This window comes from Pandoraea capi (assembly GCF_902459735.1).
GTDB classification, from domain to species: Bacteria; Pseudomonadota; Gammaproteobacteria; order Burkholderiales; family Burkholderiaceae; genus Pandoraea; species Pandoraea capi.
This window is the reverse complement of record NZ_CABPRV010000003.1, coordinates 1-18,072: the sequence shown is the minus strand read 5'-3', so window position 1 is coordinate 18,072 and position 18,072 is coordinate 1. Positions and strand designations below refer to the sequence as shown.

Here is an 18,072-nt window from a genome sequence, read left to right as displayed (position 1 = left end):
ACGGCGGGAATTTCGCTCAAAAAATTAGGAAAAGGAAAGAAAAACGCCGCTTGCATCGTCTCTCCGCTTGCGATCTGCGAGACAGGCGAGCGACGCTTCGTGATGTCGAATGACGTTGAGCAAGGCGTCTAGCCCTGATTGTGCTACCAGTCGCAATGCTTCTTCCTTTGTCATCAGCCCATAGGTGTCCCACGCGCGTGACAGGCCATCTGTACCCACCAAAATCTGGGCGGGCGTACTGAGCGTTAGGCGAACCCTTTGAGCGTTGAGTGCGCTCATGGGGTTCAACGTGAGTGCAGAACTGAACTCGTTGCGTTGTTGTTGGGACCGTCTTGATCGCAACTGCGAAAGTCTGTCGCCTGTAAATCCTGAGTGGGGTTTCCACTCGTCGAAAGCGTGAGTGAGCGGAGCGGGTCGATTGTGCTTGGGACTTGATGGAATTTTTTCCTGATGAAACAGTTCGAAGCAGTCGGCATAACGATGGATCGTCACAGAAAGTTTCGTGGGGATGTCGGTAGCGATCTCCACAATTGTCGCCGCCGCGACGGGCCAATCATGCATTGGGGTTGTCTTGCCTGAAGCGAGAAAGTATTGCTGCCTTATCGTGCGAAGTTGCCTTTGCAATCTCGATGTCGTGAACGAGGGGGAGGCCAGTTGTGGAAGCGCGTCTGAAATTTTTCGCGCGAACCAACCCGCGTCGGAAACATCGCTGAATGTCGTAAATGGAGATTCAGAGAGTGTTGATGCGCCGTCTACAGCCCACACGAGAATAGAGTGAGGGCGACGATAGTATCCAACGACATCCTCGGCAGGAATTCTCTCGTAAATTCCCCGAGAAATGCACTGAACTTCCGGTGTCATGGCGACACCTCATGCTTCGAGATCGCAATCTGAAGCGTTCGTAATCCGCCGGAGATTACAAGGTCGCTCATGAACTCGTTATCGAGCGATTGGAGGATGCTTTGTGCGCTTGATGCGTCAAGTATTCCAGCGGAAACGAGGCGTGGGGAAAACTGACTAAACGAAAGGCTGACTAGTCGCTTGTGCTCTTTTTTCCAGATCGTCGGTTGGCTAAAGCGGGCGTCTTGAATCTTGACGTTCATGTCTGTGATCAGTGACCAAATGTCGTCGATACAGTCGTAGCGGATGCCTTGGGTCCTTCCGTACGCGCTTATTGCGGCGTTGGCGCGTTCAAAGCTGGCTACGTTTGGAATGCAAAAGAGGCTTTCTAAGGATGGTTCTTCGAGAATCAGAACACCAGATGGGGTGAGAAGCTGAACTAGCGCGTCTATTGCAGCCGCGCGGTGCGCGACATGCAATAGTGTGAAGCGACAGGTAATGAGATCGAACGTCGGAGTTGGCGGGAACACGCTGAAGATGTCATTGATGTCGCCGTGTTCGAATGTGATGTTCTTGACGTCCGCTGCCATCGCAAAGGACCTCGCCATCGCAAGTTGTTCGGTATTGTTGTCCATTCCGATAACCGTGGCGTCTGGGTGGTTCGTTGCCAGCCATTGGGTGATTTGGCCGTGTCCGCATCCGACATCGAGCATGTGCCCGGTCGATGGTGTGTAACGTCGAAGGAATTCTATGCTTGCAGCGTTGTATATCTCGGACGTTATCGAAAGGCGTTGCCGATCATCGTCGCCCGTAAATAACGGGTAATGACTGGCTGCCATCGGGGGGCGGTTCGGTTGCGGCGCTATCTCTTTGGGTTGTGCGCAGGCGAGCCAGTAAAAGTTCGGCATGTTGATCGGCTTCCCTGCGGTTACATCGATCCATTCATAGGCCGTATGTTCGTTACTGAGTATCGGGCTGTCCGATGAGATGGAGCACGCAAAGAACACGAGCAATACGCGCTTGCCGGTTACGACCTCGCAGGAACGGCTGCCAACATAGGTTGCCGATGTTATTGCGACACCGCATTCCTCTTCGAATTCGCGGGCTAATGCGGTTTCAAGTGATTCGCCAGATTCCGGGCGCCCTCCAGGTAACTCCAACTCGCCACGAGGATTCGTCAGAAAGAGGACGCTGTTGTGCTTACGAACGATTGCCTTGACGCTAATGGGTTCCATGGGGGTTCAGCTCCTGACCGGTGCGTGTCCCCGAGCGTAGGCGGGCTCGACGACCAATTGTTTCTGTCGGGCCGTGAGCCCACTTGTTGAGAAGACTTGCGCATTTGGTGCTGCGGCGTGATTCGGCGTGGGCGGTAGCGAATTGATCTCGCGCTGTGAGGCTGGTCTTCTGAAATATGAGTGGTTGTTCATGTATCTCGCAAATACGCTTCGTCTGGGGCCCGAGTCTTTTACTTTGAAGGTGCCGTGAACCAGGGCTTCCGAGAAGATGACGGCGTCACCGGCATTTAGGGCGACATGCCGTAATAGCGCATTGTTTGCGAGACTTCGATATGTCTCGGGAACCGGGAAGTTGGCTCGATGGGAGCCCGGGATGCAGCAGAAATGATTTGTCGTTTCAGGTATGTCCGATATCGCGTACTGGACGGCAACCAAGCCGCTATGTATTCGTTTGTTCCGAACCCAGTAATAGATGCCTTCATCGAACATATCGGCTTGATGGTGCAATTGACCGCCACTGCTAACGAAGCGTTCGTCGGCGCAGAACATGTGATCCAGTCGGAACTTGGATCGATATACGAAATCGAGAAATGAATAGACGGAATCGATATCGATCAGTCCGCGCCAGTCGTCACCCCAATCGAAGTTCACATCGTAAAGCTGATGCGCTGTCAGGTTGGCAGACCAGTACTTTTGCAAGCGTCGTACGTGCGACGGCGAGAGTGCTCCAGGAATGATCACATAGCCGTTGATATCGAATTGATACACATACTCTTGAGTCATTGCTATCGTCTCCCCCGATGTTTAGCCGATATCGTGTCCGCGTCGCCGCCGTTGGCTCGACAAAAAACCGTGGCATTTCTACTGTTGGTGGGGCAACGGTTGGCATCGGCAGGCACCAAGTGATCGTTACATGGGGAGTCGATAGTGGGTTTGGAGATATTCTTAAATTTTGGCCGCCCTGGGGCCTTGCGCGCCATTTGACGAAAGCGCGCCGACAAAAAACCGAAGTGTCGGTTGCCTGATCGTCGCCTCGTGTTTCGCAACGTCTGTCCCGCTTTCCCAAAAACTTACGTAGTAATACCTAATGGTCCGGTAGGTGCGCGACGATAGCCGATCGATTTCGGCTATCGCGCGCCCGTTTGCGTGTGCCGCAAAAGCCTTGTCGCACAAGGGCGGCGCGCAGGCTCGCCTCATGTGACCGAACGTTCTGCAATGCGTGTGCGCATGCGTGTTTCGAGGGGTGCGAAGCCTAGTGCAAATCCCAATGATCGCGTTGCAGCAAACCACACACAATAACGATTCCTTATAGGCGACCGAACCAAGAATTCGGCGCCCCATTGGGGAACGCGGGGCCTGCTGCCGACGACGCAAACCATAGCGTCACCGGTCTGCCTTGCGGTTGTCACAGACGATGATGCTCAGGCTTGCGGCATTCGCCCCATGCTTCGCACCACCAACCAGGAATGTGGCAGGAGACATGGCGAACAACGATTTCATTCTCGAAACGCGCGGACTCACCAAGGAGTTCCGTGGCTTCACTGCGGTGAACGGGGTCGACCTGCGCGTCGCGCGCGGCACCATTCATGCGTTGATCGGCCCGAACGGCGCCGGCAAGACGACCTGCTTCAACCTGCTGACGAAATTCCTCGTCCCCAGCGCCGGGACGATTACCTTCAACGGTGAAGACATCACCCGCGAAGCGCCCGCGCAAATCGCGCGCCGCGGCATCATCCGCTCATTCCAGATTTCCGCCGTGTTCCCGCACCTCACCGTGCTCGAGAACGTGCGTATCGGCTTGCAACGCAACCTCGGCACCGCGTTCCACTTCTGGAGCAGCAGCCGTACGCTGCGCCAGCTCGACGCCCGTGCGATGGAACTGCTCGCGGAAGTCGGCCTCACCGAATTCGCGCATACGCTTACCGTGGAATTGCCCTACGGCCGCAAGCGTGCGCTCGAGATCGCGACCACACTTGCTATGGAGCCCGAACTGATGTTGCTCGACGAGCCCACGCAAGGCATGGGGCACGAAGACGTCGATCGCGTCACCGCGCTCATCAAGAAGGTTTCGGCGGGTCGCACGATCCTGATGGTCGAGCACAACATGAACGTGATTGCCGGCATCTCCGACACCATCACCGTGCTTCAGCGCGGCGAGGTGCTTGCCGAAGGGCCGTATCACGAAGTGTCGAAGAATCCGCAAGTGATGGAAGCCTACATGGGCACGGCGGAAGGCGAAATGCAGGGAGCCCACGGGTGAGGACGGCTATGTACGGTAACGGTGGCAATCAGGGTGGCGAGCGCAAGAACGGGACGAACGTTCCGGCGCTGGAAGTCGAAGGGCTTCAGGCCTGGTACGGCGAGTCGCACATCCTGCACGGCGTGGATATCACGGTCGGGCGTGGCGAAGTCGTCACGCTGCTCGGTCGCAACGGCGCCGGGCGTACCACCACGCTGCGCGCGATCATGGGCCTGACCGGCCAGCGTCAGGGATCGATTCGCATCGGGGGTGAGGAGACGATTCATCTGCCGACGTACAAGGTCGCGCATCACGGCGTGGGCTATTGCCCCGAAGAGCGCGGCATTTTCGCCAGCCTCTCGTGCGAGGAGAACTTGCTGCTGCCGCCGTACATCGGCATGAGCGGCAATCGTCGCGAAGACGGCGGGCGCGGCATGTCGCTCGACGAGATCTACGACATGTTTCCCAACCTGAAAGAGCGACGCCACAGTCAGGGCACGCGCCTGTCAGGCGGCGAGCAACAGATGCTGGCGGTCGCGCGCATTCTGCGCACCGGCGCCAATCTGCTGTTGCTCGACGAAATCTCCGAAGGCCTCGCGCCGGTGATCGTGCAGACGTTGGCGCGCATGATTACTACGCTCAAGGCGCGGGGCTACACCATCGTGATGGTGGAACAGAATTTCCGTTTTGCGGCTCCGCTGGCCGATCGCTTCTATGTGATGGAGCACGGCAAGATCGTGGAGCGCTTCGGCGCTCCGGAGCTGGAGACGAAGATGCCGGTGCTGCACGAGTTGTTGGGCGTATGAGGTGAGCTACCCGGCGCGCACGCGTAGCGCGCATGCCGGGCGATGGACCCAGGCGATCAAATCCACGAAGGAGACGAAGATGACGATGCGGATGAAGGCGTTGGCCGTTGCGGCTGCGTTCGGTTTTGCGGCAATGGCCTCGCAGGCCCATGCTGATGGCAACACGGTGAAGATCGGTTTCATCACCGATATGTCGGGCCTGTACACCGACATCGACGGGCAGGGCGGTGCCGAGGCCATCAAGATGGCCATCGCCGACTTCGGCGGCAAGGTGCTCGGCAAGCCGGTGGAACTGGTCACGGCCGATCACCAGAACAAGGCCGACGTCGCCGCCTCGAAGGCGCGCGAATGGTTCGACCGTGGGGGCGTTGACATGCTCATCGGCGGTACCAACTCCGGTACCGGTCTCGCGATGAACAAGGTCTCGGCCGAGAAGAAGAAGGTCTACATCAACGTCGGCGCCGGCTCCGATGCGCTCACCAACGACCAGTGCCAGCCGTACGGCGTGCACTACGCGTACGACACCGTTGCGCTCGCGCGCGGCACGGGCTCGGCCGTGGTGAAGGCGGGCGGCAAGTCGTGGTTCTTCCTGACGGCTGACTACGCGTTCGGTCACGCGCTGGAGAAGTCCACGTCCGACGTGGTGAAGGCCAACGGCGGCACGGTGGTCGGTCAGGTGCGTCACCCGCTGTCCGCTTCGGACTTCTCGTCCTATCTGCTGCAAGCCGCGAACTCCAAGGCGCAGGTGCTCGGTCTTGCGAACGCCGGTGGCGACACCATCAACGCGATCAAGGCGGCGAAGGAATTCGGTATCAAGGGCAAGATGCAGATCGCCGGTCTGCTCGTGTTCATCAACGACATTCACTCGCTCGGTCTGGATAACACCGAAGGCATGTACCTGACCGACAGCTGGTACTGGGACAAGGACGACAAGACCCGCGCCTTCGCCAAGCGTTACTTCGAGAAGATGAAGAAGATGCCGTCGAGCCTGCAAGCCGGTGACTACTCGGCAACGACGACGTATCTGAAGGCCGTACAGGCCGCCGGCACGACGGACGCCGACAAGGTCATGGAACAGCTCCACAAGATCAAGATCGACGACATGTTCAGCAAGGGTTACATCCGCAAGGACGGCACGATGGTCCACGACATGTACCTGATGCAGGTGAAGTCGAAGGCCGAGTCGAAGGCGCCGTGGGACTACTACAAGGTGGTCGCCACGATTCCGGGTGAGAAGGCCTTCACCACGGAAGCTGAATCGACCTGCAAGCTCAAGTAAGCGCAGCAACGTCATCGCGTAGACAACAAGTCACGATGCAACGATAGCGGCGGGACGCCTGTCCCGTCGCGACCTTTCTGCCAGAGAATCGATTTCGATGGAATTACTAGGCATCCCCCTACCGGCGCTGTTGAGCCAACTGCTGCTGGGACTTGTGAACGGCTCGTTCTACGCCATGCTGAGTCTCGGCCTGGCGGTGATTTTCGGCCTGCTCAACGTGATCAACTTCGCGCACGGCGCGTTGTTCATGCTGGGGGCCATGCTCGCCTGGATGGGCGGCAATTATCTCGGCCTCAACTATTGGGTCATGCTGATTCTCGCCCCCGTCGTGGTGGGCATCATCGGCATTGTCATCGAGCGCACCATGCTGCGCTGGATCTACAAGCTCGATCATCTTTACGGCCTGCTGCTGACGTTCGGCATCACGCTCGTGCTCGAAGGGGTGTTCCGTTCGATCTACGGCGTGTCCGGTCAGCCGTTCGACGCCCCTGAAGCCCTGTCCGGCGCGACCAACCTCGGCTTCATGTTCATGCCGAACTATCGGGCCTGGGTGGTCGTCGCGTCGCTCGTGGTGTGTTTCGCGACGTGGTTCATCATCGAGAAGACGAAGATCGGTGCGTACTTGCGCGCGGGCACGGAGAACCCGAAGCTCGTGGAAGCGTTCGGGGTGAACGTGCCGCTGATGATCACGCTCACGTACGGCTTCGGTGTCTCGCTCGCCGCGTTCGCCGGTGTGCTCGCCGCGCCCGTCATCCAGATCTCGCCGCTCATGGGGCAGTCGATGATCATCACCGTGTTTGCGGTGGTCGTGATCGGCGGGATGGGCTCCATCATGGGCTCCATCGTCACGGGTCTGATGCTCGGGGTGATCGAAGGCTTCACCAAGGTGTTCTACCCGGAAGCCTCGGCGACCGTGGTGTTCTTCATCATGGTGATCGTGTTGCTGCTGCGCCCGGCTGGGCTGTTCGGCAAACAAAAGTAAGGGGCGGACAATGCAACAACCGATGCAACAACGCGTGCTGTATTCCCTTTTGCTGCTTGCCCTGATCGTGGCGCCGTTCGCAGGCGCCTATCCGGTCTTCGTCATGAAGGTGCTGTGCTTCGCGCTTTTCGCGTGCGCGTTCAATCTGCTGCTGGGCTTCACGGGGCTGCTGTCGTTCGGTCACGCGGCCTTCTTCGGCAGTGCGGGTTACGTCACCGGCTATGCGATTCGCAATCTCGGCTTCACGCCGGAAGTGGGCATTCTCGCGGGCGTGGTGGCCGGGGCCGTGCTGGGGCTGGTGATCGGCTTGCTGGCGATCCGGCGTCAGGGCATCTACTTCGCGATGATCACGCTCGCACTCGCCCAGATGTTCTACTTCTTCTGTCTGCAAGCGCCGTTCACCGGTGGTGAAGACGGCCTGCAAGGCGTGCCGCGCGGCGCACTGTTCGGCCTGTTGCCGCTCGACTCGGACCTGACGCTCTACTATGTGGTGCTGGCGATCTGTGCGCTGGGTTTCCTGCTCATCATGCGTATCGTGCATTCGCCGTTCGGGCAGGTGCTCAAGGCGATCAAGGAGAACGAGCCACGCGCCATCTCGCTCGGCTACGACGTCGACCGCTTCAAGCTGCTGGCATTCGTGCTCTCGGCGACGCTTGCGGCACTCGCCGGCTCGACCAAGACCGTAGTGCTCGGCTTCGAGACGCTCACCGACGTTCACTGGACGATGTCGGGCATGGTGATTCTGATGACGCTGGTCGGTGGTCTGGGCACGATGCTCGGGCCGGTGGTCGGCGCCGTAGTCATCATCGTGCTGGAGAACAAGCTCGGCGATATCGGCAACTGGCTGGCGACGGCGACCGGCGTGACGTGGTTCCAGACGCTCGGCGAGTCGGTGACGATCGTCATCGGCGCGATCTTCATCATCTGCGTGCTGTCGTTCCGGCGCGGTCTGGTGGGCGAACTGACGGCCCGTAGCCGGTTCTTCAGAGCGATGTCGCAGCACTCATAAATGAGAGGTTGGGCGTCCCGAAAAGAGCGAAATCGGGAAGACGTTTGAGCGGAAATGCACTCCTGTGGGGCGTCCGCTCATCACCCTGGCGCATGAATGTCAGAAAAAACCTAATTCGTAGGGGTAAATGCTGACTTGTGGTGCATTGGGTGCTCCTTTATTCTCTCCCTCAGTTCGCGTCACAGCAGGATATAGGGGCGAGGAACGAGGAGACAACAAGCGCGATAACGCGCACCGCCAAAAAAGAAAGCGCTGTTGGAGAAGACTCCAACAGCGCTTTTTATATTGTGCTTCGCGCGTTCGTGAAGCCTTCGCCTGGCGCCACCCCATGGCCACCACGGTCGCATCGATCACGATGCTGGCGAGCAGCATCCATCCCTGTCCCTTTCATCGCAGCGCCTGCTTCAGGACATCTCCCTTGGTATCCGTCAACGAACTCGCTTCGCGCGTGACTCGTGTCTAGTTTCGTTCCCCCGTTTTCCCGCACAAAACGGGCGTTCGGGCCGGCCTTTACGCCGTGTTGCGAGAATCGCACCGCTTTAGTACGCGCAATGCGGAATAAAAACGCTATGCTCGCCGTTTTCGTCTGGCCGGCCTCGCAGCACGGGGCGGGGTGGTGGTTCGGGGTGTCGTGTATGGGGAATGTATGTTGACGAGTTGGGCGCTGAGCGATTTGCTGATGCTCGCGGGCGGAGCTTTCCTGGCCGGACTGGTCGACGCGGTCGTGGGCGGCGGCGGACTGATTTCCGTGCCGACGCTGTTCGCCGTCTTCCCGAATGCGGCGCCGCCGCTGCTCTTTGGCACCAACAAGATGGCCGGCATCTGGGGCACGGCCTCGGCTGCGCTGCGTTACGCGCGCGGCATTCAGTTGCGCTGGACCATCGTGCTGCCCGCGACGCTCGCCGCCTTCGTCTTCTCGTTCTGCGGCGCATACGCCGTCACGCATGTCCCGGCCGATGTGTTGCGCAAGGTGTTGCCGTTCGTGCTCGTGGCCGTGGCGGTCTACACCCTGCGTAAAAAGGATTTCGGCACCGTTCACGCCCCTGTGAAGGGCGGCACGGGGGTGACCCTCATGGCGATCGCCGTGGGCGGCACCATCGGCTTTTACGACGGTTTCTTCGGCCCTGGCACGGGCAGCTTCCTGGTGTTCCTGTTCGTACGCCTGTTCGGGCAGGACTTCGTGAACGCGTCGGCGTCCTCGAAGATCGTGAACGTGGCGACGAATCTGGCAGCACTCCTGCTGTTCGGCATGAGCGGGCACGTGTGGTGGCAGCTCGGCGCGGCCATGGCGGTCATGAACGTGCTGGGCAGCCAGGTCGGCAGCCGTCTCGCGCTCAAGCACGGCGTGGGCTTCGTGCGGCGCATGTTTCTTGCCGTGCTTGCGGTGCTGATCGTGAAGACCGGTTACGACGCCTTTTTGCGCGGTTGATGTTGCGCTCGCGGGGCGGATGACGGCATGCTCGCTGTGGCGGATGCCACACGTGGGGAAACCGCACTTTACGAACTGGCATCCGTGCCCGTAAGATGGGCGACAATTTACCGACTGAGCGGTCGGTTAATGTGGCGGTGGCGGTATCGGAACGCTGTCGCATCCGTCACATCGGCGACCGCAACGACGTATCAAAAAAACGAATTCGAAATTTTTGTGAGGAGACCCAAATGAAACTGAAGTTGCTGTGTATGGCATCGGCCATGATGCTCGTCGCGGGCGTTGCGAACGCTCAGGTGAAGATTGGCGTGTCGCTGTCGGCGACCGGTCCGGCGGCTTCGCTGGGCATTCCCGAGAAGAACACGATTGCACTGATGCCCAAGACCATCGACGGTCAGTCGGTGCAGTACATCGTGCTCGACGACGCGACCGACACCACGACCGCCGTCAAGAACATGCGCAAGCTGATCAGTGAAGATCACGTCGACGCCGTGCTCGGCTCGACCGTCACGCCGAACTCGCTGGCGATGGTCGACGTTGCTGCCGAGACGAAGACCCCGATGATCTCGATGGCCGCCGGCGCTGCCATCGTCGAGCCGATGGACGAGAAGCGCACGTGGGCCTTCAAGACCCCGCAGAACGACATTCTGATGGCCACGGCGATCGCCGAGCACATGGCCAACAACGGCGTGAAGACCGCCGCGTTCATCGGCTTTGCAGACGCCTACGGCGAAGGCTGGCTCAAGGAATTCCAGAAGGCCGCCGATCTGAAGAAGATCAAGGTCGTGGCAGTCGAGCGCTTCAACCGCGCCGACACGTCGGTGACCGGCCAGACGCTCAAGGTCATGGGCGCGAACCCGGACGCCGTGCTGATCGCCGGTTCGGGCACGCCGGCAGCGCTGCCGCAACGCTCGCTCAAGGAGCGCGGCTACAAGGGCAAGCTGTATCAGACGCACGGTGTGGCGAACAACGACTTCCTGCGCGTTTGCGGTAAGGACTGCGAAGGGACGTTCCTGCCGGCCGGCCCGCTGCTCGTCGTCGAGCAACTGCCGAACGACAATCCGGTGAAGAAGTCGGCGGCTGCTTACAAGGCCGCTTACGAAAAGGCCTATGGCGCCGGTTCGATCTCGACCTTCGGCGGCCACGCCTGGGACGGCGGTCTGCTGCTGCAAAAGACGATTCCGGTCGCACTGAAGAAGGCCAAGCCGGGCACGCCGGAATTCCGCGCTGCGCTGCGCGACGCGCTCGAGAACGTGAAGGACATGCCGGGCACTGCCGGTATCTTCAACATGAGCAAGAACGACCACAATGGTCTGGACCAGCGCTCGCGCGTGATGGTGCAAATCGTCGACGGCAAGTGGAAATTGGCGAACTGATGCGCGTCGGGGCTGCCTATAGCATGCAGGCATGCCCCGCTGTCACATCGAAAATTTCTGCGGTATTAGCGCCCGGTTTGACCAGACGGGCCGAAAGAACGGGCGTTCGCGCCCGTTTTTTTTGAGCGTGGTAGTTTCGCGCATCGCAAAGAGACGGCAGGACATGCGTTTGCGAGCGGCACAAGAGAGGCCGCATTGTCCCAACCTGATCGCCGCAGCCGGGGGGCTGAACGGACGATCCTTTCGAGCGTAAATCCATGACGGGTGAATTCGAACACCGCAACCTATCCCTGGTGTTGCTGCAATCGCGTGAAGCGGTGATGGGCTTATTTCGCCCCTTGCTCAATTGCTACGACATCACGGAACAACAATGGCGTGTCATTCGGGCCGTCAACGATAGCGAATCCGGGGAAATGGAGATCGGGCAGGTCGCACGTGAGTGCTGCATCCTGAGCCCCAGTCTGTCGGGCATGCTCGAACGCATGGAGGCTTCCGGGCTCATCATGCGTCGCCGGGTGGCGGCAGACCAGCGTCGCGTGATGGTGTCGCTGACGCCGTCGAGCCGCGCCCTGTGCAAGAAGCTCGGCCCGCTGGTCGAGGAGCGCTATCGCTATCTGGAAGACAAGGTCGGGCGCGATACGCTCGCCGAAATCTACCGGCTGCTCGACGTGGTGCGCGAAGCGTTGCCGCCGGAAGTGCTGGCCGATGCGCCGTCGCTGCCGACCAAGCCGCGCCGTCGCCGCAAGGCTGCCTGAGTTGTCCTGGGCGCCCGAGGGATCCCGGCAGCCGGCGGGGCTGTAGGGGATCGGTCGGCGCGGGCGGGACTCGGTACGGCAAGAAGTCCGTGAGAAGTCTGTGAAAAGGTACGTGAAGTAACGGGTGGCCGGCGCACGAAGGCGCCTCCCGAGGAGAGCGGGAGGCGTCGGAACGCTCGGACGATTGCGTCATCTCAGTAGTCACCCGGGTTTTACCAATGCATAACGATTTATACAATTCATAATTCGCTGCGCTGCGACACGGGGACCGTGCGAGGTGTATCGAACTGAAGGGGAACGGGGTGGCAGCGCGCTACACCGTGCATCACACCGGCTGTGTCGCCAGCCGGTTCAAGAAGTACTCAAACGAAGTGAGAGGAGCATGGATCTTTCGATTGCAGCCATCCTGGCGCAGGACGGCATCACCACGGGTGCGATTTATGCCTTGCTGGCATTGGCGCTCGTGTTGGTGTTCTCCGTCACCCGCGTCATCTTCATTCCGCAGGGCGAGTTCGTGTCGTATGGCGCGCTCACGCTGGCGGCACTCCAGACCCAGAAGTTTCCGCTGACGAGCTGGCTGCTCCTGGCGATGGGCATCTGCACGTTCATCGTGGAGACGACCAGCCTGCTGCGTCACAGTGAGCGTCGCAAACTGGCGGGTCGCCTTGTGCCGGTGTTTGCGGGCAAATATCTCGTGTTTCCGATTGCCGTGTTCTTCGTGGTCAAGGCGCTCGCGCCGATGACCTTGCCGATGCTCGTGCAGATCGCCGTCACGCTGCTGCTCGTCGTGCCGATGGGACCGATGCTTTACCGTCTGGCGTATCAGCCGCTCGCCGAAGCCAGCACCTTGTTGCTGCTGATCGTCTCGGTCGGCGTGCACTTTGCGCTCACGGGCCTGGGTCTGGTGATGTTCGGTGCTGAGGGTTCGCGCACGCAGGCGTTCTCGGACGCGAGCTTCAACATCGGTTCGGTAATGGTGTCGGGGCAGAGCCTGTGGGTGGTTGGCGTGTCGGTCGTGATGATCCTGGCGCTGTACTTCTACTTCGATCGTTCGCTCTCGGGCAAGGCCTTGCGTGCGACGGCGGTGAACCGTCTGGGCGCGCGTCTGGTCGGTATCGGCACGGTGCAGGCCGGTCGTCTGGCGTTCACGCTGGCGGCGGTGCTCGGGGTGCTGTGCGGCATTCTGATCGCACCGATCACCACCATCTATTACGAATCGGGCTTCCTGATCGGTCTCAAGGGCTTTGTGGGCGCGATCATCGGCGGTCTGGTGAGCTATCCGGTCGCGGCGCTCGGCGCCATTCTCGTGGGCCTGCTGGAGTCGTATTCGTCCTTCTGGGCGAGTGCGTACAAGGAGGTCATCGTCTTCACGCTGATCCTTCCGGTGCTGCTGTGGCTGTCGCTCACGAGCAAGCATGTGGAAGAAGACGAGGAATAAGCCGGGGCGGACCACAGAATGAAAAACAAATACTTCCTGATTTTCCTGGTGCTGCTGGCCGTGTTGCCGGTACTGCCGGCGCCGGTGCGTTTGCCTGAATACTGGGTGACGCTGCTCAACTACATTGGTCTGTACAGCATTGTCGCTATCGGCCTTGTGCTGCTCACCGGCGTGGCCGGCATGACGTCGTTCGGACAGGCGGCGTTCGTCGGTCTGGGCGCTTACGCGACGGCGTATCTGACGACGGCTTACGGCGCTTCGCCGTGGCTGGGTCTGCTCGTCGGCGTGGTGATCACGGCGGGTGCCGCGCTCATCATCGGCGCGATCACGATGCGTCTGTCGGGCCACTTCCTGCCCCTGGGCACGATTGCGTGGGGGCTGGCGCTGTACTACCTGTTCGGCAACCTCGAATTCCTGGGCAAGTACGACGGCCTGAACGACATCCCGACCATCAATCTGTTCGGTCTGGAGTTGGCAAGCGGGCGTCAGATGTACTACCTGATCTGGATCGTGGTCGTGCTGGCGGTGGTGTCGATCAAGAACCTGCTGGATTCGCGTCCCGGCCGTGCCATTCGCGCGCTCAAGGGCGGCGGCGTGATGGCCGAAGCGATGGGCGTGAACACTGCGTGGATGAAGGTCGTTGTCTTCGTCTACGCGGCGGTCCTCGCGGCGATCTCGGGCTGGTTGTACGCGCACTTGCAGCGTGCCGTGAACCCGACGCCGTTCAACCTGAACCACGGCATCGAATATCTGTTCATGGCGGTGGTCGGCGGCGTGTCGCATGTGTGGGGCGCGGTGCTGGGCGCGGCGATCCTGACGGTGCTCAAGGACTACTTGCAGAACATTCTGCCGGTGCTGCTGGGCGCGAACGGCAACTTCGAGACCATCGTTTTCGGCATCTTGCTGGTGTTGCTGCTGCAATATGCGCGCGACGGCGTGTGGCCGTTCTTCGGCAAGATCTTCCCGGCACGTCGTGTCGCGAAGGCGCCGGAGCAGGCGGACGCGCTGGGACATCGCCCGAAACCGGCCGTGGGCGAAGTGGTGCTCAAGCTTGAGAAGGCGCGCAAGGAGTTCGGCGGTCTGGTGGCCGTGAACGACGTGTCGTTCGAAGTGAAGGCGGGCGAGATCGTCGGTCTGATCGGTCCGAACGGCGCCGGCAAGTCGACGACCTTCAACCTCGTGACCGGCGTGTTGCAGGCCACGCGTGGCGAGATCTCGTTCCTGGGTGAGCGTATCGATCGTCTGCCGTCGCGCGAGATCGTGAAGCGCGGTATTGGCCGGACCTTCCAGCACGTGCGTCTGATGCCGCATATGAGCGTACTCGAGAACGTGGCGATCGGTGCGTATCTGCGTGACAAGAACGGGCTGCGTCGCCGTCCGCAGGGCGGTGTGTGGTCCAGCGTGTTGCGACTGGATCGTCACGAAGAAGCCATGCTGTTGCACGAAGCCAAGCTTCAGATCGAACGTGTGGGCCTTGGCGCACACATGTACGACGAAGCGGGCAGTCTGGCGTTGGGTCAGCAGCGTATTCTGGAAATTGCGCGTGCGTTGGCGTGCGATCCGACGTTGCTGCTGCTCGACGAGCCGGCCGCGGGTCTGCGTTACAAAGAGAAGCAGGCGCTGGGCGATCTGCTCAAGAAGCTCAAGGCCGAGGGGATGAGCGTGTTGCTGGTCGAGCACGACATGGACTTCGTGATGAATCTGACCGATCACCTGGTGGTGATGGAGTTCGGCACCAAGATTGCCGAGGGTCTGCCGGAAGACGTGCAGAAGAACCCGGCGGTGCTCGAAGCGTACCTTGGAGGAGTGGAGTGATGGCAGACGCGATTCTTGAGGTCAAGGACCTCGCCGTCGCATACGGCAAAGTCGAGGCGGTGCATGGGGCGCATCTGCGGGTTGGCGCGGGGCAGATCGTCACCGTGATCGGTCCGAACGGTGCGGGCAAGTCGTCGATGCTCAACGCCATCATGGGGGCGTTGCCGCACAATGGTTCGAGCAAGGGGAGCGTGGCCTATCTTGGTCAGGAGATGTCGGCGCTGACCATCGAGGCGCGCGTCTCGCGTGGCATGTGTCTGGTGCCGGAGAAGCGCGAGCTGTTCTCCACGATGACTGTCGAGGACAACCTGCTGCTGGGGGCTTATCGTCGCAAGAAGGCAGGGGAGAAGAACTTCCTGGACCAGATGGACGTGGTCTACGAGCTTTTCCCGCGGCTCAAGGAGCGGCGGGTGCAGCAGGCCGGCACGCTGTCGGGCGGTGAGCGTCAGATGCTCGCCGTGGGCCGGGCGTTGATGGCCAAGCCGCAATTGCTGATGCTCGACGAACCGAGTCTGGGACTGGCACCGCTGATCGTGAAGGAAATCTTCCACATCATCAACGATTTGCGTAAGACCGGCGTGGCGACGCTCCTGATCGAGCAGAACGCCCGTGCGGCCTTGCAGGTCGCCGACTATGCCTACGTCATCGAGACGGGCGAACTGGCGCTGGAAGGTCCTGCACAGGAGCTGGCAACCAACCCGAAGGTCATCGAGACTTACCTGGGGTTGGCCAAGAAGGCAGCCTGACGGTTTGGCCGATTTGGCTTCGCCTGGAAGCGATGAAGAAGCTCGCCGTTTCGGCGGGCTTTTTCTTTTCCGACCCTCTCGATGGTTAGCGAACGGTCGTTCGCGTCGGGTATCCGTCCCCAATTATTTTGGGCGGATCGGGAAAGTTATCCCGATTGTGTGCTAGGTCACTTATTCACAGTTGCTTGTGGATATGTGTGGGTAACTCAAATCCATGGCGCACTGCCGCAATAAGGGGTTGCGGGATTTTTTCGAAAATCGAGTGAAATTGACGTGCAGGGTTATCCACAGAAAAGCAAATTCCTGAAAACGGATTTCGTGCGGTGGAGTTGGGATGTGGATAACGCGGTGCGTCTAGGGACGGGGCGTTCTGTGGTGGGGCTTGCTTTGGAGTTTGCGTTGGTGGGTTTTGTTTCTTTGCTTCTGGTGTTTCACGTGGAACCACGTCCTGCTATCACGGTGTCGTTCTCTCATCCATCCGGGCAGTGGGGATCGGCAGCACCCTGACTACGCTCCAACTTTAAAGTCGCTCCGTCAGGGTGCCGCCGATCCCCCTGATCGGATTTCCGGGGAGTGCGGCTGTGGGATTTCCGAATGTGATCTGGTGGCGTCTTGCTGCTACTGGACGAGCTGCCGTTCGTGCGTCTTTCCGGTTTAAACCACATGCCGGTATCGCGGTGTCGTTCTCTCATCCATCCGGGCCGTGGGGATCGGTGGTGCCCTGACGGAGCGACTTTAAAGTTGGAGCGCAGTCAGGGTACCGCCGATCCCCACCAATCAGATTTCCAGGGAATGCGCCCTCGCTATTTCTGGACGTGATCCGGTTTCGTGACTGGCTGTACCGGGGTGCCGTTCATACTTCGTCGTTCCCGCTTGAACCACATCCCGCTATTGCGGCGCCATTCTCCCATTCGCCCGGGCAGTGGAGATTGGGGATGCCCCGACTGCGCTCCAACTTTAAAGTCGCTCCGTCAGGGCATCCCCAATCCCCACCACTCAAATCTCCGGGGTGAGTTGCCTGGCAACTCGGCGAGCTTCAACCTTCTTGTGAGCGTCATTTCCCGGTAGTGCGCAAACGTTCATCGAAAAGGGAGGGGGCTGACGTCCACGGTTTCCAAATCTGCATGTCACCCAGTGATGACTGGAAGCGCCGGAACTACATCTTCACGTTCGACGCTTGAACTGTCTGGACTTGTGTTTCACGTGAAACAGGGTTGGGTGGCTCACGCGCTGAGACAGAACTGCGGATTCACAAAGGGCCATGCGTTAGAGCGATCAATGCCTGGTCCAAGGGGGCAACGGGGTGTTCTCCAGGTTTTACATCGGGTGATCGTTGAACTCATGTTTCACGTGGAACGGTGCATCGCAGAACAAACGTGTGCGTCGAGTGATTTCTTACCGTATCGACGATCAGGACGGATTGGCTGCGCAGGCGGGGCGAGTGTCACGTAAGCCCACGGTTCACGTGTAACGCGCCCGGCCGATCCTTCTTGAACCAAGTTGCCCGGTACCGGCTCATGCGGATCCGCCGATGCTGATGCGACCGTATCGTTGAACTTACTTAAGGCGCTGGCGAGCCCCGGTCGGCGTAGTCCAGGACGTAAAGAGGATACCGGCGATGAGCCACCGTGTTATCGAGGTGCAGTCGGATCATCATCGATTACTGTGGTCGCCTGAGGGGTTATTTGCTTCGAACACAAGCCACCCCGTAAGCGCCACCCTCTCCTAATGCATCTTCAGGTCAAAGCTCGCATGGGCGGCTTGAGTATGAGAGGGGGCTAGTGGACGTCGATACGTTCGTACTTACGGCAGGGAGGCAAGGGGGGCGCCCGAGTCGACAGCGAGTGGGAAGTGGGGACGGAAGTCTAACGAATCCTCCGATTAGAGATGGGAGACCTGCGCTCAAACGGCGCCGAATGTCGAGCAATGCGCGGCAGTCATCCGGCTCGATCGATTTGATGCGAGGTTAGCAAATTGGCGTTTGCGGGCGGCAGACGTTTCACGTGGAACATGAACACAAGCGTCGCGTCGGTTGTGCCCGGACGGGAGCTTGGCGGAGATTGCCGGTGCCCTGACGGAGTGACTTTAAGTTGGAACGCAGTCGGGGCACCGGCGATCTTCGC

At 60.0% G+C, this 18,072-nt stretch carries 14 protein-coding genes; 11 read left to right on the top strand and 3 right to left on the bottom strand.

Going from position 1 to position 18,072, the window contains the following annotated elements; genetic code table 11:
- Window positions 1-24: 24 nt before the first annotated feature.
- From PCA20602_RS06915 to PCA20602_RS06905, 3 genes are read right to left on the bottom strand one after another with little or no spacing between them, the layout of a single operon-like run.
- On the bottom strand, window positions 25-861 hold the full coding sequence (locus PCA20602_RS06915; protein WP_150720604.1) for a hypothetical protein: 837 nt from the start codon (window positions 859-861) through the stop codon (window positions 25-27).
- Window positions 858-2,075: a methyltransferase domain-containing protein gene (locus PCA20602_RS06910; RefSeq protein WP_150720603.1), complete on the bottom strand. Its 1,218-nt coding sequence runs from the start codon at window positions 2,073-2,075 to the stop codon at window positions 858-860. The genes PCA20602_RS06915 and PCA20602_RS06910 overlap by 4 nt, the downstream gene beginning before the upstream one ends.
- Before the next feature lie 6 nt (window positions 2,076-2,081).
- Window positions 2,082-2,858: a phytanoyl-CoA dioxygenase family protein gene (locus PCA20602_RS06905; RefSeq protein ID WP_150720602.1), complete on the bottom strand. Its 777-nt coding sequence runs from the start codon at window positions 2,856-2,858 to the stop codon at window positions 2,082-2,084.
- A gap of 697 nt (window positions 2,859-3,555) precedes the next feature.
- Between PCA20602_RS06905 and PCA20602_RS06900 the strand changes: the two genes are divergently transcribed.
- The 11 genes from PCA20602_RS06900 (at window position 3,556) to PCA20602_RS06850 (ending at window position 15,949) form a co-directional block, all read left to right on the top strand.
- Window positions 3,556-4,335, top strand: a complete 780-nt coding sequence (locus PCA20602_RS06900) for an ABC transporter ATP-binding protein (RefSeq protein ID WP_069341099.1) — start codon at window positions 3,556-3,558, stop codon at window positions 4,333-4,335.
- A gap of 8 nt (window positions 4,336-4,343) precedes the next feature.
- Window positions 4,344-5,120, top strand: coding sequence for an ABC transporter ATP-binding protein (locus tag PCA20602_RS06895; protein WP_150720601.1), 777 nt, complete (start codon window positions 4,344-4,346; stop codon window positions 5,118-5,120).
- A gap of 85 nt (window positions 5,121-5,205) precedes the next feature.
- On the top strand, window positions 5,206-6,399 hold the full coding sequence (locus PCA20602_RS06890; protein ID WP_150721079.1) for an ABC transporter substrate-binding protein: 1,194 nt from the start codon (window positions 5,206-5,208) through the stop codon (window positions 6,397-6,399).
- Between the two features lie 97 nt (window positions 6,400-6,496).
- Window positions 6,497-7,381 carry a branched-chain amino acid ABC transporter permease gene (locus PCA20602_RS06885; protein WP_150720600.1) on the top strand — a complete coding sequence of 295 codons (885 nt, stop codon included), beginning with the start codon at window positions 6,497-6,499 and terminating at the stop codon, window positions 7,379-7,381.
- Between the two features lie 10 nt (window positions 7,382-7,391).
- Window positions 7,392-8,390, top strand: a complete 999-nt coding sequence (locus PCA20602_RS06880; protein WP_150720599.1) for a branched-chain amino acid ABC transporter permease — start codon at window positions 7,392-7,394, stop codon at window positions 8,388-8,390.
- Between the two features lie 646 nt (window positions 8,391-9,036).
- Window positions 9,037-9,819 carry a sulfite exporter TauE/SafE family protein gene (locus tag PCA20602_RS06875; RefSeq protein ID WP_150720598.1) on the top strand — a complete coding sequence of 261 codons (783 nt, stop codon included), beginning with the start codon at window positions 9,037-9,039 and terminating at the stop codon, window positions 9,817-9,819.
- 230 nt (window positions 9,820-10,049) lie between these two features.
- The gene (locus tag PCA20602_RS06870) at window positions 10,050-11,195 is read left to right on the top strand and encodes an ABC transporter substrate-binding protein (protein ID WP_150720597.1); all 1,146 of its coding nucleotides are present in this window, start codon (window positions 10,050-10,052) and stop codon (window positions 11,193-11,195) included.
- 257 nt (window positions 11,196-11,452) lie between these two features.
- On the top strand, window positions 11,453-11,950 hold the full coding sequence (gene hpaR, locus PCA20602_RS06865) for a homoprotocatechuate degradation operon regulator HpaR (protein ID WP_069341105.1): 498 nt from the start codon (window positions 11,453-11,455) through the stop codon (window positions 11,948-11,950).
- A gap of 382 nt (window positions 11,951-12,332) precedes the next feature.
- Window positions 12,333-13,388, top strand: a complete 1,056-nt coding sequence (locus PCA20602_RS06860) for a branched-chain amino acid ABC transporter permease (RefSeq protein WP_069341106.1) — start codon at window positions 12,333-12,335, stop codon at window positions 13,386-13,388.
- 18 nt (window positions 13,389-13,406) lie between these two features.
- Entirely contained in the window at window positions 13,407-15,203 is a 1,797-nt protein-coding gene (locus PCA20602_RS06855) for a branched-chain amino acid ABC transporter ATP-binding protein/permease (RefSeq protein ID WP_150720596.1), read from the top strand.
- The gene (locus tag PCA20602_RS06850) at window positions 15,203-15,949 is read left to right on the top strand and encodes an ABC transporter ATP-binding protein (protein WP_039394132.1); all 747 of its coding nucleotides are present in this window, start codon (window positions 15,203-15,205) and stop codon (window positions 15,947-15,949) included. The genes PCA20602_RS06855 and PCA20602_RS06850 overlap by 1 nt, the downstream gene beginning before the upstream one ends.
- The last annotated feature ends 2,123 nt before the right edge of the window (window positions 15,950-18,072 follow it).